This is a genomic window from Deltaproteobacteria bacterium (genome assembly GCA_015233135.1).
In the GTDB taxonomy this organism is placed as follows: domain Bacteria; phylum UBA10199; class UBA10199; order JADFYH01; family JADFYH01; genus JADFYH01.
Genome location: JADFYH010000017.1, coordinates 4,985 through 29,109 on the forward strand (window position 1 = coordinate 4,985; position 24,125 = coordinate 29,109).

The window sequence follows — 24,125 nt, forward strand, 5'->3', positions numbered from 1 at the left end:
TCAATAATTTTCATTATTCCCGTAAAAAATTCTGCTTTTTTCACCACCCACGCTCAGCAACTTCTTTTTGCGCTCAAAGTCTTCAAACAGGGTTTTCATGCGTAAGATTTGTGACAACAAATAATCCTGATCTGCTTGAATCAAATCTGAATTTCGAATTCTCTCGATCAAAGCTGCGGCACTCGGCCGCGAGGCTTCTTCCAGTTTTTCATTCATTTCTAATTGATAAAGACAATCCGAAACCTGCTTAAAATAGCGCTTGCGCTCCAGACGTATTTCTTCGGGCACTTTCAATTTTTCTTTGTAAGCTTCATCGTCAATGTTTTTCCAATTTGCTTGTGCTTCAGACATCACTTGCAACTCAACGGGTAGAAATTTATCCCCTACTTTCACGGCAAAGGTCACATGATACGCCCGATAGCCACTGGGTTTTTCGTGCACTTCCAAATCTTTTTTCGTTTCTATTCTTTCTTCTGCCTCAATGAATTCTTCCACCTCAATCGCACCATCGTTGTGATAAAAATCACGTACCTCAATTTTCTTTAGAGCCAACTCTCTCTGTAAATTTTCAAGAACTTCTGCCAAATGCTCCGCCTTATCAATCACCACCCGAAGACCCGCCACATCGCACAGGGCATCCGAATGAGTCACTCCCCGTCGAACAAATTTTTCAAACAGGCTATCCGCATCTTTCAGACGGTCTTCCAATTTAAGAATATGAGGTTCTCGAGATTGAATCCCTTGCAACTCTTGCAACAACAGTCGGTGAGCCGGTGCATGATCCTGCACAAAACGACGTGAAATGCGCTGACTTTCTTGTGGATAAGAACGCAGGCGATCTACCAGCGGCATCAAGCTGTTTTTATAAACACTTTTTTTAGGGCCAATTTTTTTTGAAATTCTTTCTTGTAGTCTCTCTTGCAGTTGTTGAAGCAGTGAAAGATAAGCCTCATAGGTTTTTTGAGCCAGGTCCCGAAAAGGGGTTTCCGAATTTCTAAAATGCGACAAGGCTTTTACAAATTGCTCTTCTTTTATTCCCTTCAAGAAGGCCAAGGCTCTTTTTTCTTCTTCCGAAAAATAGTTCAAAAGTTCTGGCTCATTTTCCAAGTGGCGAATGAAGGCGCTGGCATCTAAATAGTTCCGCTCCGCCATTTCCTGCACTCCCATTTTTTCAGAGGCAGCAGCAAATCGAGATCTGAAACTAAAAGCCAAGCCTCCAAAAACCAGGGCGAGAGGCAAGAAGCAGGCTAAGCTCGAAAACCAAAACATCTCTCCCTGTGAAGCAATTGAATTCGCCAAGAAAGGCCGCGCTTCGCTGATCCTGGGAATCAGACTCAAAACTCCAAGACTAACAAGCACCGTACTCAGAGCCCCCGGCAAAACCTTTCTGGTACTAGGCCCCTTAGTTTCTTGGACCTCACCCACCTTTCTCACCACCATACTAATATTATCTCTTCCCCAGTGAGCTACCCAGCGATTATCTGCCGTCCACACATTGCCACTACCATCTATTCGATGTCCCTCATAAGACCAGGGGCTGTTGGGAGCTTTTTTGCCTGGATTTGCCCTAGCAAAATGCCTTTCATAAGCCTCACGACTAAAATCCAAACGATAAGTATCGCGGTTTTTTTGAACGAAGTTGGCCAGATACATACGCAGCAAGGCCTCGTTCCACAAGGCTTCCATGGCTTCTTCCTCATTTTGAGCCCCGCTTTGTACAATGACCTGCGCCATTTCATGAAAATCAATTTTCAATTCTCCTGTTTTGAAATCTTTACGCTGAAAGACCTTGGCCAAGCCATCCGAGGCAATAACCGAGAAGGCCCCGGCGGGAACATTCGGAACTGTTTTTTTCACAGCCTTTACTTCAATGGCCCCAAAACCCTGCCCCAGGTATTGATCGGGACAATTTTCTTCCCCCTGGCCTTCATCGGCATGAAGCAGTTCATAGCCTTGGGGCAGGCCGGCATCCGGTCGAAAAATAAAATGAATGGCATCGCCCATCGAATAAGAATTCACCTGGTATAAATCTGGCGCGGTCTCTTCTATCCTTGTCAGCAGGGCAACGGCACTCGGAGGTGGAAAAGATTGTTTTTCCAAACCAAAGGCCAAAATCGCCTCTTGCGTTAGGGCCAGGGCAACTTCTTCCGAATAACCTTCGTCTATCCAATGCGTTAAGAAAAATTCCGCTCGAGCGGCCGTTTCTTCGGGATGCTGATGCCCCCCCATGCCGTCAATCACCCCACTGCTGGCATCCAGCACGAAGGCTCGATCATCGTTAGTTTTTTTCTTGGCATGATGCCCGATAAAGGTTTTAGCGATGGCCCCATTTTGACTTTGACTACCCTCTTTCCTGCCCAGCTCTACCTCGAAGGCCACTTGTTCACCATTCCACAACTCCAGCACTTCAGCTCCTGCACCTTGATCCCCTGTACCTTTATGAGTGGACTGAAGCCAATTTTGTTGAATTGCATATTCCTGAAGTTGATCGGCCTTAAAACGGTGCACACACGCCCCTGCATCTCGTGTCTGTTTGGAAATTCCTCGTTGCCAGAAAGCCCGTAGCGCCAGGCTGCGCTGTTCACGAATAGCCGCCAGAATTTGCTCGCGGTTTTTTGTGGCGACAATCTTCTGGACCTCTTTTGCAGCTTGATTGAACTGCCTTAACAAAGGCGAAACAGGCCCACTTTCACCCGAAAGTTTGTGCTCCAAAAATAATTTTAAAACCGTTTCATATTGCAGCTGAATTCTCAGCCGCTCCTGAAATTTTTCTGCTCGCAACGCGCAATAAGCTATCCCATCCTTTAGATTTAATTTTCTATTCTCAAGAACACAATTTTTAACATACTCGAGCCAGTTCGAGTCTACCTCTTCAACCTGAGCTTGATAGATTTTTAGTTTCCCCCGAGTGTCACTGATGTTCCTCGCCACACGATCAATTTTTTCCTGTAGTTCTCTTCTTTTTTGATCCCGAGACAAGGCCTGAGCCGCAGCCGCTGCACTCGCCAGCAAACCCAGCACAATGATGACCAAACCGGCTTTAAGAAAAGTGCTGATATCAAACTGAGACCCCGACAGCTGCTGCGCCACCAGCCACTGAGCTCCGTGACTCAAATTTGAGGGGATGGTTTGGGCACTGGCTGAAGACGTATGAGTAGCCAAGGCCGTCAGACCGGCTGCGCTGGCGAGAAATAAGGCCCCTGCCCGGGTGGGGGAAGAACCTGAAGCTGCAGCCCCAGACCTTGCAGGAGTGGTGTCTAAACGCGGAGACGAATCCAGATATTCTTCTACCAGTTGTTCCGCCGAGTCAATTTGCAGGGCAAGCCGGGCGATGAGTACCACCTGGTCGTTATAAAATTTTGCGTCATGCGTGTAGTCTTCACATTGAGGATGATCGTTCACCACATGGTTCAATTCATGCGTCAATTCTTCGACCGTTTTCAGGACAAATTCGTGAATAAGGGCCTTGCGCTCTGCTTCATTTGTACACTCTCGAATCCGCTGCCACCGCTCTACATCGCGGCTAAGAGAATAATTGAGGCCTCGATAGAAATGATAAGTAGAAGAATCCTCAGCATGCCAGGCATACTTGACGCTATCTTCTCTCTTGCTACTCAGCCCCACCCTTACCCCTTGTCCACGATTTAAAGCCGAGTACAAAGACCCCAACAATTTTTCACACACGCCTAAATAATCCTGGGCTTGGCGGTTTGGAATTTCTGGATGAGCATAGTATCCTGGTCTGTCTTCCAGACCTTGCAAATCCAATAGATGCGAGACAGGCGGAGCGGCTTCTTGTGCCTCTTTTCTTCTGGCAACGCGCGCAGCAATTTCCTCGTGCACCTGGCGTTCGTGTTGCAAAAGGGCATCTTCATAATTGAGACGAACCTTGATTTCTTCGGAGAGATAGGGAGATTCTCTCAAAGCCCGGATAAGCTCTTGGGCTAGCAGATTACCGCCTATGGCTAGGTGATAAATTTTGTAGATGTCGCGAAAGGAGAGGTGGTCTGGGTGAGAAGCCCGGGATCCCCCTCTCCCCAACCCTCCCCCTCCAGGGGGGAGGGAGTCTTCCCCTCTCCCCTTGGGGGAGAGGGTTAGGGTGAGGGGTATTCCCTCTGGCGCTGGCACATACTCCAGCAAAGTCAGTAACTTCAACAACTCCCGCCTATTGGCATAACGCCCATAGTCGGCCACATCTTGATAACGACCGGCATTAATGGCTGCCGCATCTCTTTCCACTTGCTCTCCCAAAGTTTCACTGCTCGCCAGACGATAGGCCTCGCTGAAATATTCTTTCGGGATTTGAGTGAGATCTTCCACTTGATCGGGGCTTTTGACGCGATGTAAAAAAGTTTTGATGAGCAAGGCGGGCAAGGCCTTCTTCAGTTCCGCAAGCACCTGCTCACGGTCGGCCAAATCATAACCCGAGGGCGTTGTACGCAGATGTTCCGATTGCAAACGAATACAAACCGGATGATTGGAAACCAGATTTCGAATCTCTTGCGGGATGGCCTGCCACACTTCCTTGGGAATCTCGCCCAAGATCATATCCCCCAACATCCACACGTTTTCAATACTGTCGACTACTTCTACTTGGGCCTCTTCTTTTCCCTTCTTTACTTCCCCTCTCCCTTGACGGGGAAAATGCGAGAGCATTTTCGGTAGGGTGAGGGTGGCACTCGCCCTCACCGTCATACGCTCCGTATTCAAGGCCTGCCCCGCGAGCTGGATCTGCACCCGCTCTGGATCTACATACTGAGCCAGCTGCGTGGCCTCCACTTCAAACAAGGCGGCATCAAAAGGGGCAAAATCACAGCGGCGGGAAACTTCGATAGTTGTTGTCGGGATCTCCACGGCTGCACTTGCACTCTGCCTTTCGTAACGAATCTGAATGGCGCCTGTGGGGTCTTTGGAGAGGTGAAGGACGAGTGTATCTACCTCTCCCCGGCCCTCTCCTACTCTAGGAGAGGGTGGAGATCCCTCCCCTCTTACTCCCTCTCCTAAGGTAGGAGAGGGTTGGGGTGAGGTATGAAGGGGTGAGGTAGAAATCCTCACACTCTCCCCACCCTGCAAAGCCGCATACAGTGCCGCTTTCAAGGGGCTATTGGACTGCGGCGAAAGTGCCGCTACAATTTCCTGCTCGCTCAAGGCCCCCGCAAAATTGAGTGTGTATACCAAATGCCCCTGGGCATTCAGATGCTGATTGATCTGTATGGTTTTATCGGCCTGGGCCGCAGCCTTCGCAATGGCCACCTGCATCCACAAATGAAAATCCTGAAATTGGCGCCCGCCAATGCCTACATTGCGCGCCAGATTAATCTCACTTCGAATCTGCGCACTCGCACGCGGGCTTGCGGCTACCGTCGCTGCAGCAGGAAGGGCCCTTGGATTTTTTTCTTTATACAAGGCCGCCAACACCTGCTCGAGAGAGGATCGGACTTCTTGTCCACTTGCGGTCTCGCCTTCTGCCCTCACCTGCAGGCTCTCAAAATCCCTTCTCGCAAAATACTGTGTCACCGCCAGGGCAAGTTTCCCGGGTGTAGGCTGATTTAAGGCCTCCAACACCTTGCTGAGATTCACCTTGCACTTCAAGAGATTTTCCAGACGCATGCTCAAATGTTCTTCGCTGAGTCCCGCCGCAATTTGTGGCGCAATTGTATAAACCAGTTCTAAAGCCGCCTTGATTTGGGCGTAGGGATAACTGCGATAAAATCTCTCAAAGAAGCGCCGTGCAAAAGGCGATTGGCCCAAGAGGCCAATCAACTCCGTACGCTGAGGGTGCGCCATTACCGCCGCCCAAGCCGCTTCGCTCATTTCGGTTAAAAGGGGAATCGCCTGAGAAGCCAGGGCTGCACCCCCTTGGGCCTTCAAGGCCTCGAAGCGTGCCATGCAGACGGGGTCGTCTATTAAGCGGGCCAGGGTTTCGAAGGATAAGAGAGAACGTTGATCGACTGTCAAGAGCACTTGGCCAAAATCGTTGGGGTGTGCGTAAATATGAACAGCAGAAGAACTAGCAGAAATATATTTTTGAGTATCGATGAAACAGACTGGGCAGGCCTCAGCTGCATCTTTTAGGAATACCGGGCCAATAGCGGTATCTTCCACCTCGCTATCTGCAGAGGCACGAAACAGCTCAGTGCCTAAAGTATCATAAAAACATTTAACCCCTTTAATCTCTGTCACAAGCAACACTTGCCCTCCAAGCCTTTCTAGACTTATCTTATCTGGCTTGGGGCCCAAAATACGCGTTGATGTACCATCCGCTGAATATTTATTTACAAAATAGGTCCCTTCTTTGGAGTCTCTAAAACAGGCAATAAAATCCTCCCCTTCAAAGGCATCTCCACCGCTTTTGAGGTCACCGGGCATTTCAAAGGATAAGCTCAATTCGCCACACCTGTTGTAAACTTGATGCCTCGTCAACGAGAAGTCTGGTTTGCAACTCTTACTATCATAATAATAAACGAAAGGGTTACAACGCCAGCGTTCGGCAACAACATGAGAACCGAAATCCGGATTGAGAAGAGTAGCTCCTTCTGGATCTAGATCCAGGGTTTCATGCATTTTCAAACCATACTTCGAATTAAAATTATACAGAGAAAACCGGCTGGTAACCCGCGGAAGGGGGAGATTGTCTTGAAAACCTACAAAGGCCACTGAAAGATCTGCCGATTTATATTCTGTTTCATGAGTAATTTTACCTAAGGGAGTACAAAACCGGGAGGAATCTTCATCCCATATCAGAAGTCTATCCTGGCATAAGAAAAAAAGGCTCAAATGAAATTGTCTCAATTCTTTACCTTTAGAATCAAACACCGCATAGCGGCCGCTTTGATGTCTAAAATAATTATAGTTCATGCGCCTATCATCTGGTCGGTTATAACGTAAAAGCTCCGAACAACTCCTCAACTTGTACCACTGCCCCTCTTCATAAAAAGGAAATTCAGACTCGGCATCCAACTGCAGAATGGGTTGAAAGGTATTCAGATCTAAAAGCGCGCAAATGCGATGGGCATTATCAAGAATACAAACCACCTTTTGCCCATAAAGCTCCCGGATGCGAATCGGGGAATACTCCATCATTCCAGATAGTCCTTTACTGGGAAACTCACGCTGCATTCCTTTATAGACTGGGGTCAAGTGCCTCCCAGAGACATCCGCCAAATAAAAAGAGAAGGTATTACTGTCGTATATCAACCGAATATGCCCCTGAGGAGTGTCATAGAAACGCCCAGATACCAAACTATGTGGGGTAAACGCCTGCTCCAACTGCACGCCCATTTGCATTAATTTGTCATAGTAGGCCGCACTGGATTTATGCCTTGCCCCTTCCCCTCTTAAGCTAAGAGGGGATTGAGGGGAGTTATGGACAATTGACGCAGTTGTTCCTACTCCCTCCCCATCCCTCCCCTTGAGCTCAAGGGGAGCTGAGGAGGGGTTTGACGCCTGCACAGCCGCTTGCTGCAACTTCTTTCCCCAATCGCCCTGGCACTCCAAATCTTTAATACTAAAAATGATGGGCCAAATAAGAGACCGAATTCGGCTGGCATACAGATCGGCATCGAGGGCCAGCACTCCTGCCTGGGCATCCAGAACCAGGGGTTGCTTCAGACCTTTTAGCAGCACCACAGGCAGCGTTTGAACGGCATGGGTGGGGCTTTTGTAAGTCACCGTGGCCAATTCCTCGGGGCCATTAAATCTTTTCCATTGTGCTTCACTCCACAAGCTGGGGTGCACCAAAATATCATTTTCATTTTGCTGCAGATGCTGCGTCAGGCGCGGGGTGGCGGGCAAGAACCGGGTACCTGGAGTTTGCGCCGCTAAAGCCCAAAAGCGGGCGGAGAGTACGCCTGTAAAATTTTGATTGGGAGACCTCTGATTGAGGGCATCCGCCAGGGGAGCCAGACTGTTCAAGGTCTGCAGGTCGCCAATTTTGGCCACCAGTTGTTCAAACATCGACGCGAAATGCTCATCGGGATCAATACGATCGCGCTGTAACGTGAGGGGAGTTTTGACGGGAAGATCGAGGACCAAATCGTGACCCGCGTGGCTGCCCAAGATTTCATAGTCTTCGATGCTGACTCCGCCGATGCGGAGGATGATTCGAGGGTTTTCATACCTCACCCTGCCCTCTCCTACCTTAGGAGAGGGTATTGAAGAGATCCCCTCCCCTCTTACCCCCTCTCCTAAGGTAGGAGAGGGTTGGGGTGAGGTATGAGAAGTCCTCATCAACCGCCCCTCCCCACCCAACGCATACTCCACACTCGCCAGCTCACTAAACTCACAATCATTAATCTTGCGCTCATTAATAAAAATACTCTTTTCGCTGCCATCCACCCATCGCAAATATTCTTCGGCCTCATGCTGCAAGGCCTCGACATTCAACTCGCTACTGATCACCTCAATGCGCGTCCCTTTTCTCACTTTTCCGAATAAAGAAGCTTCCCTCTTTTCGGAATAAAAACAAAGTTCACCTTCTTCATTCACAAAAAATTCAACTTGATAAGATTCATGCCCATTACCCGTTTGAAGGATGACGCGGTCTTGCGGAGATTTAAGATGACTGAGCACCGTATAAAATCCAATTCCAAAGCGCCCAATATCACGTCCTTCTCTTTTAGTGGAAGCCCCGGGGATAGGGAGAATGGTGGCCAGCACCGATTTTGGAATTCCGCTGCCTTCATCCTCCACCACATAACGCCCGTTTTGCACCTGCACTTTCACCTGCTTGCTGCCGGCATCCAAACTGTTGCTGATCAACTCGATGATGCTGCGATTTCGATTTGAGCTTTGCTCTAAGCCCTGACGAATATTGCTAGGTTGAACTTGCTCCCCTTCCCTGCTGATTTCAGCCCGCAGACCTTCAACATTGTGCTGATCTAAAATTTGCGTGGCAATGCGGGAACGTTCCTCGTCGGAGAGGCTTCCCGTCTCCGACTTTGCCTCCGCCACCCGCAGCGCCGCTGAAAGGACGGAAACCAGGAGATCCAATTTTATATTCCGCGTCCGTTTGCGCTGTTGGTAGGCACGATCTTTTCTACCCGATAAGACAATCCCCGCAAAAACCGACACACCAAGGATCACCCAGGTCCAGAGGGGTATATTGGAGAGAGGAGATTGCTGGGCATCTAGGATCAAAGCACTGTGAGCTAAATTTGAAGGAATATTCTGCGCACTCGCCTCCGACCCCTGCATCAAAATGCCGGCCGCTGTTGCAGCGCTGGCGAGGATTAGGCCCAAGGCCCCTGCGGGAGGAGGGGTTTTTTCAGCACGTACGGGCGCAGTCTCGGCGGCCAGATCCGTTTCGCCGAGGCGAGGATGCGCTTGATTGAAAGCGGCATTTATTTGCGGCGCTGGCTCTGCTTGCGCCTGAATCGGAGGATGACCCTGCAAGGGCAACTGTCCACCCGGACCTTCGGCAATAATGCGAGGGTCTCCTCCATTCGAAGGACCACTTGAGCCGCCCTGAGGCCCGCTGGAGTTCGGTCGGCGCCAGACTTCGTAGACGGAAGTGAAGGGATTGGGAGGCTTGGTATTCCAATCCACCTGCGCAATATCCCGCGTCGGATAATTTGCTTTCTTGATGGCAGAGGAAATATCACTCCGATTGCTGTGAATATTTGGATTAGTGGGCATGTAGATGACATCGTAATTTTCTGTTTTGGCAAAGGCGATCACCTTCGAAATCAGCTGGCGATACAATTCTTGCCCATTCACACTGCTCAGAAATTCGACTGAGGGATTCATGCCCAGCAAAATGAAACATTTCTTTCCGTCTCGTTCCACTTCCATCATATCCAGATAACCCACGGCCTTATTGACCGATTCATCCACCAAAGCCATTAAACGATAATTAGGGCGCTGCCACAAAGCCACGTCGTCTGCAGTACAGACGCCTGAAGTGAGTCCAGACAAACCATAAGTGGGGCCCTTCACTACCCGCAAGGCCAGGGGAATGCTTGTGGTCTGGGTTAAATCAAATTTATTTTTTTCACTCTGTATAGCCGCCAAGGGGCCCTGCAAAAGCTGATTGGCAAGTTCGCGGCGATTCAAATCTCTTCCTTGAGAAACCAAGGCCCGAAGCATGGTTTTTAAATTATTATCCAAAGAGGCGTTGAGAATTTTATTCTCGATTTCAGTCGCAGGAAAATTTCGCAACATGTTGCGAATGGCCTCAATCTTTTTTGTCTCTTCCATTCCATCGCTCTGCCAAATTCGGGTAAGTTGGCCGATCAAACCCTGAACACGAGCAGGATCAATCACACCTTTTTGTTCTCCCTTACCCAGCAAAGCCTCGTCTGGAATTTGTTTTAAGGCAGTACTTAAAATTTGTGGCAGGGCATCGTGATCAGTAAAAAGTTGTTCCAGCAAGGCCAGGGTTAAATATTCGTCCTCTTGAATTGCTGCAATTTTTTCCTGCATCGCCGGATCTTGCGCCGCATACTGACACAACATCTCTAAAGCACGCTTGCGCATTTCGAGATCACGAGGAGAAGCGATATAGGCCAGCAAGGCCTCTACGACTTTATCTATTTTGATTTTTTGTCCTTCCTCTCCCCCTCTAAACAAAGCCAACAGGCTTTGTATCTTTCCCTGATCTAAGCTTTGCCCGGGTCGTAAGGTACGAATACCTTGCTGCATCGTAAAACGTTCCACTTGCTTTCTCCAGGCTTGAGGCACCTGTTCCCTCAAATCGCCTGCTTGCAGCATTTGCCGCATCAGTTGAATCTGTTCGCTGCGTCGTACAAAACTTGCCCCGCTGGTAGGAGACACCATTTGAATCATACAAAGCAGATACTCTTCGCCCTGTTTGCCTTTTTCTTTCAAAATGCGAAGGGCATCTTCCAGACTAAATTCGTCTTCTAAAATTTTCTTCACACTGCCGCGCAGTTCTTCAAAGATGGCATCCCCCGCGCTTCGATAAATGCTGTAAAGCGTCGGAATAAAGCCATTCGTCTGTTCGATGAAATGCAGAATATGCGCCCGTTCCTGCGATAAATCGGCGGAAATCAATTTTTTCTCAGTGGCCTCGAAGATCCCTTCCAAGAGGTTAAAGCTCAGCTTGGGCCAGGTTTTTAAAAGGTAATAATAAAGCTGAAGCTGCCCATCAAAAAATTCAGGGCCGAGCTGTTTCAACAAGGCATCCTGCTGCAAAAATAAATCCAGCATTCTTCTTCGGTTATAGTGGGTCAGGCAATCGAGCATCTTCAAGAAAGTCTGGATGTTTTCTTGCTGCTTTGCTTCGCTCGAATAGCTCAAAATTTTATCATACAGACGAAGCGCTCGGGCCGTTTCATTTTCTGCCTTTGCGGCCACCTGCATCACCACCGCATAAATTTGCGGCGAACTCAGCCCGCGTTGTTTTAAAAGCCCAAAGGCCACGGGTAAATACTGATAAGAATGGCTAAAGGCCTGCCCGCTGCGCTCCACGGTCTTCAGCAAAAGATCTTCTTGCTGTTTCAAATTCCAGCCATAGTCGTTCATCACCTTCAGCAAATAGTGCAGCTCATGATAAAGCTCAGCGCTATGGTCTCCCGCCAATTCAGAGAGTTTAAGGATCAAATCAATTTGCTCGTCTACGCTCCTGCCTTGTTCCTTAAAAGCCAAGGTCAGAGCCCCTAAATTCCAATTCACCGCCGTTTGAAAATTTGTTTTCTCGGCAAGGCCTAAAATCAAGCGTTGCTGCTCGGCCGTGCTCCAACTTTGCTCACTCAGGCTAGAGAGAAGCGTGGGTAGATTTTGGTAGACAGTGGCAACTCGATATTTGGAGGCTTGTGTCACTCGAGTCAAAAAGGAGTCTTGATCTTTCACCTCCCATCTACTTTTTCTCATGGCCTCCACACTATTCGCTAAACCTCGGTAGAGTTCACTCAAATCAAAATTTTCGAAGGGATGATCTTCCGCCATCTGGGCCAAAAATTCCAGGGCACGCTCTGCGGCCCAAGGCTGCGACATTTTTTCCGCCTTGCCTGTCATTGTTTCCAAGGTATGAGCCAAGCGCAGATAGATTTCCGAACGCCTCGCATGTTTAGAAATGCGTGCAAAAAAAGCCTCCTGACGCAAGGGATCTATTTCCAGCCTCTGCAGGGCCTTCAAGGCCGGCAAAAATTCTGTGAGGGCTGAATTCACGGAGGTCCCAGCGTTGGGAATGAATTGCTGCAAGAAAGAAAATGCTTGGGTATCTTCCCATTTCGCGGATTTTAAAGCGGACAACACTTGAAGCAAAGAATCTGCTTTTAAATAAAAATCGTTCTGAAACTGTTGGGCACAACACAAGAGCAATGCTTGCTGCTGCGCCACAGACCAAGACCTGACTTGAAAAGCCTCAAGTACAGCAGGGAGTTGCGAGAAAAAGTCGAGCGTCCCCGCCCCGCCTTTATACTCTCCAAAACAGGCACCCAAAAAAACCTGTTGCTGACTTTGACTCCAGCCTGCCTGAGACAAAAATTTCAAAGCAGAGGCCAGAGTATTCAAGTCTCTGTCCTGCACTCCTGCAATATGGCTCACTCGGAGAATAAAGGGGCTTGCCTCTTCAGCGCTCCAGGCTTGCTCTTTAAAAGTCTTGAGCAAAGCCGTGAGAGCCTGGATATTTTGAACCCCTTCTTCCTCTTTATTCCCCCACACAATTTCTGCACAAATTTTTTGCTGATCGAGTACAGAAAATCCTCCCTGTTGCAGAGCCCTGAAGAGTTCTGGAAGCAAGGGCACAACCTGTCTGCCAAAAACTTGTCCGTGACGATGAACTTTTGATAAAAATTCAGCCTGTCCCCCTGCGCCCCAGCCCGCCGCTGTCATCTCTTGAAGCAATTCAGGCAAGACACTCAGTATCTCTTGAGAACGATGCCATGTCAGGAATATTGCCGCATCATCCGGGTTCCATTGCGCGGCAACGAAAGCCTGGATCGCCTGATTCACGGCTCTAAAATTGGCCACGCTGCAAGCACTATATTTGAGAAATCCCACTTGCCTGGAAATACTCCAGCCGGCCTCCCTCATTTTTTTTGCGAGGGAAGGAATTTGCGCAAAGGCTTCTGGCTCCACAACATTCCCTCCACTACAAAGAAGAACGTGCCTTAAGACCTCGGCTTGCGGATCTGCACTCCATCCTTCTTTACCCAGTTCTGACACCACACCCGGAACAAGCTTGCAAAGGGCCATCACTCGTTCAGGAGAATTGCGATCGAGCAGGTCATACATCAATTGAAACTGGTGCTCAGGCTTCCATTCGGCTGTTTGAAGGGCATCAAACACCTTCGACAACGCATTCAGGCTGCTCTTGTATTCTGTTCCCTCTCCAAAATTCGAAAGCAACTCTCGAATCAATTTGGCTTGATGCTCTGCAGAGAATTGAGCGTTCTGACAAAGCTGTAACAATGGCTGCATGTCTTTCAGCAGTTCTAAAGTTTGGATATCGGTTCGACGTGAACAATTAAAACTGAAAAAGGCATCGATCTGTTGAGCAGACCAGCCTTGGCCCTTCATCAATTGCAACAAGGCCAAGAGATTTTGATAAATCTCGGGCACAGGTCCCGAAGCATCATTTCGCAAAGCAGAAGATCCCGAAATTCTACGCAGAACAAAGGCCTGTTGTGCGGAAGTTAAGCCTAATTTTGATAGAGGTTCCACGAGGTCCTTTATCGCTTCATTCACTCGCTTCGCATAAGCCAAGGCCTCTCCTTGTCTCCAGGAAATATCCCATTGCAAGCCTGCAAGATCTTCCTCTTTTAAGCGCTCCCCTTTTTCTTCTCGTAACACTGCCATCGCCAAAGGCGCTGCCACCAAAGATAAGAGCCCAAGGCCCCAACTCAAAAGGGACGATGTGGCAGGAATAGCGCCAGGGACAAAGGCCAGGGCATCCCCCGTATTCAACAAGGCATACAAACCCGCCGCCGATGCCGCAATCAGTGCGCCGGTGTTCAGTGCTCCAATTCCAAGGCTGCTAGACAGTGCAGCAGATCTTCGAGGTGAATTTGGGAGAGGGGTGGAGCTGAGGGGAGGAGGCACCTGGGTTTCAAGAGTATCGGAGGAGCTATCCGACAAAGCTTTTGCCCCACGCAAGGCCCAAACCTCCAACATTTCCCGGGTTTCTTGATAGGCTTCCAGCACCTCGTGGTTTGCCTCATTGTGGATATTCAACTGGCTTTCCACCTGATGCAGCAGGCGCTGGAAAACGCCTTTGGGTACTTCGTAGCCATTGCTACCGGGGGTGCGTAGCAATTGTTGCAGCGGGTTGAAAAAATGTTTCATCAAATCGTAATCCGCATCCCGGTGATGCACCTGCCACAGGTCTTCAATGGCTAAGACCAACTTACCCATTTGGTGAGTGTTGCGATTTTCGTGGTAGCGCTGAATATCTGTCTGTATTTTCCTCTCCTTCTCTCGAAGCTCAGTGAGAGATCCCGTGGATTCACTCCCCCTCACTCCCCCCTTAGCAAGGGGGGCCCGGGGGGATCGTAACCAAGCCCCCCCCACAAATGCCCCTACAGCAACCACTGCCAACACCGCCAGGGCTTGAAGCACACCGGCACTCGCTAAAGATCCTGAATTATTTTGAATTAAAGCTGCCGCTCCCACTTGCATTTGATCGGCCTTAACCTGAGCACTGGCCTCGGAGCTGCAAGTGGCCAAGGCCGCCAGCCCAGCCCCTGAACCAGGAAGTCCCCCCGTAAACAAAGAGACAAGCCTACTGAGAAGCCCCCCCATTTTTGAAGAACTAGGACGCGTGTCGGACGCCTCAAACCTCAGCTCAGCGCCTGCATACAAGGGCATTAAATCAATCAAGGCCCCTTCTACCTTGATCTCTTCCGTTTCTAATCGTAATTCATTTTGTCTCATACGACTCAGGGTGAGGATTTTTTTAACTCCCCCTTCCTCTTCTGTGACTTCCACAGCAAGCACCGTCCAAGAGTCTGCTTCGCCTTGGGAAAGAGTGAGTGTGCCGGCGCCAATGGAACTTCTTACTGTACGACTAAAGTTTCGCCGAGCCTCCGCAAAATCAATCGCTTCAGCAACTCTCTCTCCTTTTGTAAGGCGTAAAGCGGCTTCTGTAATTTCGGGATGAGGATCGGCCTTGCTCGAATCGCGAAAATATAAATGAACACGGGCCTGAGTGAGTTGGGAGGGACGAAGTTGCAGCTCTTTCAATATTTTTTGGCGGGCTACTCCTGAAACCCCTACAAGATTTTGCACTCTAACACTTAAACTTTGACGCAGTTCCAAAGTAAGTAGCGGATTGCAGCCCAACACTGCCAGGGCCTCTAAGCGTTCTTCCACGGTGGCAGCAGATTGAAGAATTCTACTGACAAAGACCTCCAACAAAGCGGGGCTCATTGCCAGATGAGCAGCCAGCTTGGCATATTGCAGGACGCGATCATGCGCGCTTACAAATTCACCCTTCAGAATTTGAGCGGCAGCACTGCCAATCCAGACCACTTCTTCGTCTCTCATTTGCTCTATAAAATCCCCAGATTTTTCCCCTACCCCCAATTTTTCTAAAAAAAGCTTTCTTCTCAGATCGTTATTTCTCCCCACCAAATACTGTGGCCTTTCTTGGTTAATTTTCAGCGAAAGCTGCAGCAGCTGTAAGAGCCTGTTCAAATCTCCTTCTTGAACCGCCGTTTGAGCCATGGGGGTAAGCACTTTATAAAGCGCTTCTGTTTCCGCGAGGCTAAAGGGCTGACCGTGTTGTCTAACCACGATATCCCGGACTGACCTAAAGGCGAATAGATCGGTTCTTGCCTTCAGTCTTTCCAGTTTTTCCAAGGTGGACAAGGGCACTGCGTTATCGTTTGCCACTCGTGCGCGTGGATCAAAAACCATCCCCAGCACACCCAGGCCCAAAGCGATTGCGCCGGTGAAGCCCCAGCTCCACACGCTCGAATCAGCACTGACGTTGGATACAAAACCCAGCGTCATGGCCTGTGCCGAACTGGGCGCAAAAAGCGCCAAGGCGCCAGCCCCTGCGGCCACGAGGAAAGTGGTGGTAAGCCTCCCACTTGCTGGGCCGCTACGTCCTCTTTTTGGATCTGGCGCAGCACTTCTGCTTGCTTCTACAGGCTCGGCAGCCTGTGCCTCAACAGCCTCAGCAGCCTCGGCTTCTCGTGCCAATCGAGCGGCTTCTTCGGAAGTCTCCACTCGAACTCTGGCTGCTGGCGCCTCTGCAGGATTTGCTCTTGTTCTTAAGTAAGCTTTTACTCCCGCCATTTCATCTGGCGTGGGAGCTTCTTTTTCACCGGCAGCGCTTTCTGCCACTCGCGCTTGCAGGAAAGGATCTCTGCTGTCATTTATTTTTTCCAGAATTTCTGCCACGGCCTCGGGATATTGGGCGGCGTTTTCAGGGGTCACCAGGCTACACAAAAACAAGAGCGCATCCTCCTCTCTTTGGCGAGTAGCCTGTTCTATAAGCCTCTGCAGCAGTCTTTGCGCCTTCTGGTTTTTACCCCACTGCTTCAAAAGGGCAGCGGCCCACAACGAGGGGTTTCCACACAACCTGGAAGAAATCAGCAGATCGGAGATCACGTTGCTCTCATAATATTCACCTACATGCTCCAGGAGCCCTAAAAACAGATTTTCTGTTTGCTGGGGATCAAGCCCGCTGAAGGTTTCACGAAGGGCCGTTTTTTCTTCTTCCGTAAGACCCTGATTCCAGGTTTTGGTCATATCATCGAAGGCAAGGTTCATCAGGCTTAGCGCTGCATCTTGATGGAGGGGAGACTGGCGCAGAGGGGGAGAGGCACTCAGGGCCTTCAAGAAACGTTGCAAGGGTGCCGCGTTTTCAATGATGCGCTTGTTCAGTGAAGCAATAAATTGTGTCACAAAAATCCGAACGGCCTTCTGAAAGGCTTGAGGCTCAAGGTCTGCCCGTTCGAGTGAAGCCAGTTGTTCTTGAAGAATCTCATGGGAAGTTTTTTGCCCCGTCTGCAGGGGCCGATCAATCCAGGCCAAGGCCAAAATCAGGGACCTCTCAAACTTTACACGCTGGGATTCGCCTCCCCGATAATCCATTTCCGGCGCAGAAGAAAGCGCCTCCCAGCGTTCCTCGAGTAGCCTTGCACTCTCGGCTGTCAAGGTAAGCCTATCTTCCTCATAACAAATTTCTATGCCTGCTTCTCCTGCCTCCAAGGCACTTGCGTAGACCTCAGCACTCTCAAAATTCACCCAAACAGAAGTCGCGGCATTTTTCTCTCGACGAGAAGTATTGAGAAGAATGTGGATCCGTCCCCGGAACTCGTGTACGTAGCTGCCTATCTCCGGATGCTGGTTCGAGCAAGCCCACACCCACCTTGATTGTTCCTGAAATTGAAGCAGCGGGTTCAACTCTGCAGCAGCAGAGGGCCCGGGCTTGCTGAAGATGTTTCTGAAACCCTTCCAAAAAGCTCGTCCCGAAAAACAAGTCATCCCCAAGGCCATAGCGCTTAAGACAAACCCGGCCTCCACCATCAGAGGGGCATGAAAAACCAGACCCACACCCGCAAGGGCTAGGCCGACCGGGGTGTGCAGGCCAGAAAGCACAGGAGCTCTCAGCTTTTCCTGCAGGCGCGCAAGAAGCTCGAGATTATTAGTCACCTCCCACTTCTGGGGAGTGTCCGTTTCAAATTGTGAAAGTTCGATACTCAGTAAATACGCACTCAATCGCGCACGCGCTTCTTCTGAAAAAATTTTGGAATTTACCACAGCCTCCAGTGTCATCCTCCTCCAGGCAAGGGGCTTCTCTCCCAATAAAGCCGGTGGAAATTGTTCAAAGCGAAGTGCGTTAAAAGCAGCTACCAAGGCTGGATCCTGGGATTCCTGCATGTTCAGATGATGCAAAAGTTCGCCCAATTCCTCTAGGTGGGCTGGTGGATTGTCGAAGCAGGCTTGTTGCTGTTCACTCGAAAGCGGTGACGCCGCTGGGGCTGCACCCTCAGCAGGCTTACCAACCATCCCCAGCACCCCCAGGCCCAACGCGATTGCGCCGGTGAGGCCCCAGCTCCAGATGCTGGGACTTGTATCCGACACCAAACCCAACGTCATCGCCTGTGCCGAGCTGGGCGCAAACAGCGCCAGGGCACCGGCCCCGGCGGCGAGGAGTAGAACGGACGGGGTGCCCTTAAAAACATTATCCCCCTTCGTCACCTCGTTTCCTTCGTCACCCCGTATCTTGGCCAATAATGGATTTTGTGTCTTCTTGTATTTAGGGTCTTGTAGAAGCTCAAAAACAGCCCCGTTGCGCTTCTCCAGACAGGCCTTACGAATATCGGGCCGAAGTCCGATGACGCCATCATCGAGTGTCTGCATGACGCCACGCCACCCAGAGGCTCTCCACCAAGGATGCTCCGCATAGACCTCTTCGAGCATTTTTTCATATTCTTCGGTACCCTCTTCCAATTGCCTGCCAACGCTTCCCCTGAACTCCATGGCCTCCGCATCTGGATATCTTTGTAAAAATAACTCTACAAAACGAGTGTGTTCTTCCGTTATTTCGCGACGGTAGGCGAGCTTGTCATTCAAAAATCGACAGACCTTCTCTCCTGCCGATTTCTTGTCATCACCAGATGAAAATGAATGAATATCGAATAGTCGAAACCGTCGTTGCCGAGTATCATACATTACATTATGCCCATCCATGAAATCGGCATCCTGCAACACAAAAGGTGAGTTTGAAACATCTTCAAGAATAGTCACCGCTGTCTCAACAAGCTCCGTGAGTCGGGCTTCTTCTGTGATGAATGCTTGATAAGGCTCTAGCTCTAGGCCCTCAATCTTTTCAATCACCGCGATCCCACCTTCTTCAAGATAAATACGTGGAAGAAGTCGCTGTAGGAGTGGGTGTACTTGCTGTTGTGCAAACATTCCTTCGTGATCTTGTTTACAAACAACTTCAAATGTACCGTGGTTTGGCATCTCGCATTCGACGATTGTGACCACTTGTTGTTTTCCTTTGCGAAATGTTGGCCGTAGGCGATATCTCAAACCACTGTCCGGGAGTTCCTGCCATGCGCCCTCGTTTTCGCGATCATTCCGATGAAGCGCCGCTTCTTCATAGGCCGTTCTTACCAGTCTTCGAAATGCGGCCTCATGCTCTTCTATAAAAGAAGCGATCTTCTGTGGCTCGATTAATCGAGGGGCAACCGATGACGGAGAAGCTTCTGTATCCGCTCCCCCCGCTTTCATCACCATCCCCAGCACCCCCAGGCTCAGGGCGATTGCGCCGGCCACGCCCCAACTCCACACACTCGAAGTTGCATTTACAGCAGACAGCGTCGTTTGCACCGTGCGCACCATGGCCTCGGCATTGGACGGGGCAAAGAGCACAGCCAAACCGGTGCTGACCCCGGCAAGCCCCAACAGGCCCAAGGTCGCGGGAGAGGTTTTTGACGGCGCGCTCTCAGCGCTTGCAATTTGTGCCTTCAGTTCTCGAGCCCTGTTGGCAATCAAGGGTTCAGAATCTGTGCTTCGCTCTGAAAGTAAATTCAGAAATTCTTTTTTCTGAGCCACCGGCAAACGTTTAAAGGCAGCGGCCAGCTCGCGCATGGAAGTTCTGGTGACTGCGACCGACTCGGAGCGGGCATGGGCCATCAAAACCTGCGCGTACTCTGCTCGAGTAGCCAGGCTCACTTCTGGATTCAAAAGCAGATGACCCAAAATTGAAAGACGGTAAAACAGGCGCCGCTGGGCGGCCTCTTCTTGATTTTGAATTTCATGAAGCAAGAGCTTTCCTGCTTCGAGGGCAAATTCTTTCTTGAGTTCTTCGGCAATAATTACACAAAGCGTTTCAGCCCTCAATTGAACCTGCGTATCCGGGGAATTCATCGATTCAAAAATGGCAATAAACGCGATCCATTTTTGTTGCCCCTTCAGATGGGGAAGCAAGGGATGAAAACTATTCAAGACCTCTTTACAGGCAGAGACATCCTCCGTCCGAAGGGCAGTCTGAAGGGCTTCCAGGTTCTTTCCTAATTCCGCAACCCAACCCTCCTGCCGGGATTGAATCAGACGACCCACCAAGGTCTTTCGACCTGAAGAACTATGCGTCTCCCCTTCATGCAATACAGACGCCGAACTGAAAAGTCTTTTATAGGGACCTAGGATTCCCCACACCCCCAAGCCCAGGGCAACGACTGCAGCCAGGCCGCCAAAACCCCATAAACCTTGAGAGGGCTGGACTCCATGCAAGATTGCTGCATCGGCATCAAAGGCACCCGTGATTCCTGCAAGCAAAAGAGCACCGACGGCGAGAACCCCTGGGACCCTGTCTATTCTTGCATTTCCTGGCCTCCGAGGAGGCTCTACAATCGCCTCCCAATTCACGCTTTTAACAATTTTTTCCCATTCGGCTTCCGAAAAATGGGAAGGTCGAATGGAAGGGTCACGCGGATCTTCCACCTTCTTCGCACGCATGAGGGCACAAATTTCAAAAAGCAATCTTAAGGGACCGTTCGTGCCATAAACTATGAAGCCACATTCAATAAACAACTTATTGGTTTTTACAGCCCCTCTAAAAATTTGGAACAGTTCCGCGGAATCTCGTTTACCTTCCAAAACTTCCGGAATGGCAAAACGAAAACGGCGGTGATCGATACGGAATAAAGGAAACGATTGCTCGAATAAAAAAAGCAGATGCACGCGGGCATCCAGTAGTTTTTTATCTTTTGTACTAAGCTCTAATATCCTCAAAAACCTATCGAACCGTGTGGCATTCGCCTCCCAAAACTCCCTATAGTTTTTGTTGAGGGTGGCGGTATCGGTAGTAAAAGCCCTCATGGCCTCGGCATAAGCCGCCGCCTGATCTTTCAAAATCTGTTCGAAGGCAACCAGTTCGGCTTGAATTTCATCGCGATCCGAAAAACCATAATCCATGACTGAATGAACATTCGCTTCCAAATCGTTCAACAAACTATCCAGCACCTCTTGTCGCTTTTGCAGGTTCGTGGTGTTTTTAAATTTTTCAAGATTTTCTCTGTAAGAGGCATATCTCAAAGTCACCGTTTCACTGAAGGCCAGAGGAGGGTCTTCCAAAAGACAGGCGTGGGCATACGTGAGACTGGCCAACTCTTCGGAGGAGTTTTCTCCAAACAAAACCTGGCGCATACGCTCCAGTTTTTCCTGGCGGGGCTTTGTGAGGGAGATTTCTCCCCCAGGCAACACTTTAAATTCGATGATAAAATTATCGGGGTCTGCGGAAAGTGCTGCCGCTTTTTCATCACTCAGAATGGCAATACTCTCAGCTCTCACAAAAACTTTATAAGAGCCCGGCTCCGGTTGTTTTAAACCAAACTGCCCCAAAATTTGCCGAAGCTGTTCGCGGGCAATGGCCGCAGCGCGAGGTTTTACGCGAGGGGAATTGTGAAAATCGGCAGGCATGAGAAAACGCCCAAAGCTGGGATGCGTAAGTTGTAAGGCCTCTTCTACTTTCAGCTGAGCCGCTAAATCGGGGGCGCTAAAAACCCAACGCTGGGGGGCTTTTGCACCCGCCAACATTTCTTCACAAGTGACCTGATAACCCTCCACCCCCACAACCCGCAGCAGGCGCGAAGAGTCCGAACCATAAATCAAATTATTTGTCGAAAGCAGTTCTAACTCGGCCCCTTCAAAGGGGCCGGTTTCGCTGGAGATGCCGCTGACCTGAAAGGTTTTTCTGCTGTCTCGATTCGATATGAAAACCGCACCCAGCGCAACCGCGCCCACAGCGGCCATCACAGCACTCAGCAGACTGCCCGAGGAGGAATAAACACTGGCCGCCCCATGCAAAGCTGCGGCATCCGAAATATTGGGAAACAAAGTAACCGCCCCGGCACCCAGCAGCGCCAGCAGGCCCAGAGTGCTTGCGCCCGCTAAACCACCCACCTTCGATAATTCCGCCACCTTTTGCGTACAAGTCTTCAAATAATGGCTAAAGGCCTCGCGCTCGGCAGGCTCTAGGTCTATCTTGGCCAGCGTATCCAGCAAACCGAGGACCTCAACAAATCCAAATTTTTCGTAGTAATCGGCAAGGGCACGGGCAAAGGCATCCAGCACTCGGGCATCCACACGTTCCAAAGGGCAGAGATTAAATTTGCTCAGACAAAAGTTGGAGACTCTACCTTTAAACGCAGCAGTAGCTGTAGCCCCCACGGCTTTTAATTGTTCTGCCAGCACCGCAGGAATCAGCACAGTGCTAATTAAATAACGAACACCTACTTCAGAGTGAGGACGATCGTCGCTCATCGCTTCACCTTCTGCCGCCTTAATTTTTTGCAGTATGGATGGCCTCTCTGCATAATCTATCCCGTACTGCAGGAACGCTATCGCTACTTCTTCGGAGCTCTCATCTTCCCTTAGCCTCCTCCTTGTCTCCAAGCCTTGTAGCAAATCCTGTGGTATTCTTGAGGGTGCAATAGGGACATCGGGATCTACCTCCACACCTTCGCCCAGGCCCAGAAGGACCGTCAGTTCAGGAATATTTTCTATACGATATTCGATGGGAAGACCTTGCAGGATCTCGAGGCAGCGCTGATATGCGAGCTGATTTTCCTCAATCCAAACATTGGATTTAAATTCGCTTAGGGCCTGCGGATTGTCTTTTAAGGCTTCGATACATTTTTCATAAAATACAAAAAAATCACGAAAGGATTGAAGATAATTTTCTAAATCTTGTCGATTTGTATTTCTCTCTTGTAAGGGAGACTGGACCAAACCATATTCTGGGTTCATGTACTGAAAACGCCGGGCGTCTCTAAAAGCAAAATAGGAAAAAAGTATTTCCATCCTTTGTTGCAGGCACTGGGCCAAATAAGTAGAGCCGTTTTCACCCAAAGGACTTTCCAGTTTTCTTTCCCTTTTACCCAGCCCGCCCAGCCTGTTTAATCGAAGAGCCTCTGCAAGAGTTTCTTTCATAGCGCGAATAAAACCAGAGCGTTCGAGGTCGAAACCCTCAAACAGAGAATTATAAGTGACCGTAACCGCAGCGGCTACGACACTCACACCCAAACCCAAGGCCAGAGTTCCCAAAATTCCAGATTCTAATCCATGCACAGAGGCCAAAAAAGTCACGGCGCCCTGCAGTGGGCGGTCAGCCGCCTCGGCGTTAGACGCGGCCAGCAAGACGACCAAGCCAAGCGCAGCGGCGGCGACATAGCGACCGACGGAGAGGGTGTTGTCTACAATCCCCTCTCCCCTTGGGCCATCAAGGGAAGAGACAGAGAGGTTGGAAAGGGAGGCTGGGGGGATCACCCACATCACCCCTTCTTTAAACTCGAACTCCCCTTCCAGCTCTACCATCGTAGAAGCCACACCCAGTGCGCCTACCCAGGCTCCTTCACTATTTTTACTGCAAACTTCCAGATAAACTTTTTTTCCATCTCGACGATAAACCCTGTAAACCAGCGCATCTTCTGGCGTGGCCGTTCTCAACACTCGCGCTTCACCCTTCAATTTCACTTTGGCTTCTTGAGCAGTGCTCGAAAAACCCGACAGCCGGTGCCGAATTTTTTCATATTGTGATCTTGCAAGCAGGGCCGCGATCGCCAGAAGCGGCAAGGAAGCGATGAGCCCTTCGGTTAAAGAAAAATCGGCTGGAAGCGAAAATAAATTCTGATCGCCAAGCACCGTCACCGCCCCCTGCGCGGCATGGCCTGGAAATTCCTGAGCCAGGGCCTCGGGCATTCCCCCAAAGAAAGCCGCCGCCCCCACGCCCAGCAGCGCCAGCAGGCCCAGAGTGCTGCTGTTAGCTAGTAAAGCTCTTTTGCGGCGGGCCAGATTTTCACCCATCATTCTTGAGCCCCATGCCCCGATAAGCCTTCCATTAATTTTTTCTTCCCCAAATCGTGCTTCCATCTCTATTGCGGGCCGCACAGCCGGATTAAAGAGGTCCAGCTGCAAATGGGCTTTGGCAATGGCTTCGTCGTCACTGTTCATAATTTCAAGAACACGATCTCTATACTTCAACGCGGCGACACTGGCCTCTTTGGAAATCGTTTCACGCCTAGCCAAATAATTAAAAATACCGCTCACGCCGATCAAGTCTTGTGCGGGGCAGTGCTCCAAGCGACTGGCAAACTCGCTCCATTCCTGCGCCTGAATGTCGTCTTCAAGCTCCATCAGGCTTTCCAAATAATGGCGGACTGCATGGGCTCTATTGCTAATCTCCAGGGATGAGAGGATCCCAG

The 24,125-nt window shown here is 50.0% G+C and carries 1 protein-coding gene (cut by a window edge); it reads right to left on the reverse strand.

The genetic code is table 11. The annotated features are described in order from the left end of the window. On the reverse strand, nucleotides 1-24,125 hold the end of the coding sequence (locus HQM15_07110; protein MBF0492532.1) for an ATP-binding protein. Its footprint extends 28,510 nt past the window's final position; only the last 24,125 of its 52,635 coding nucleotides appear in the window; its start codon lies off the right edge, out of view; it ends in the stop codon at nucleotides 1-3.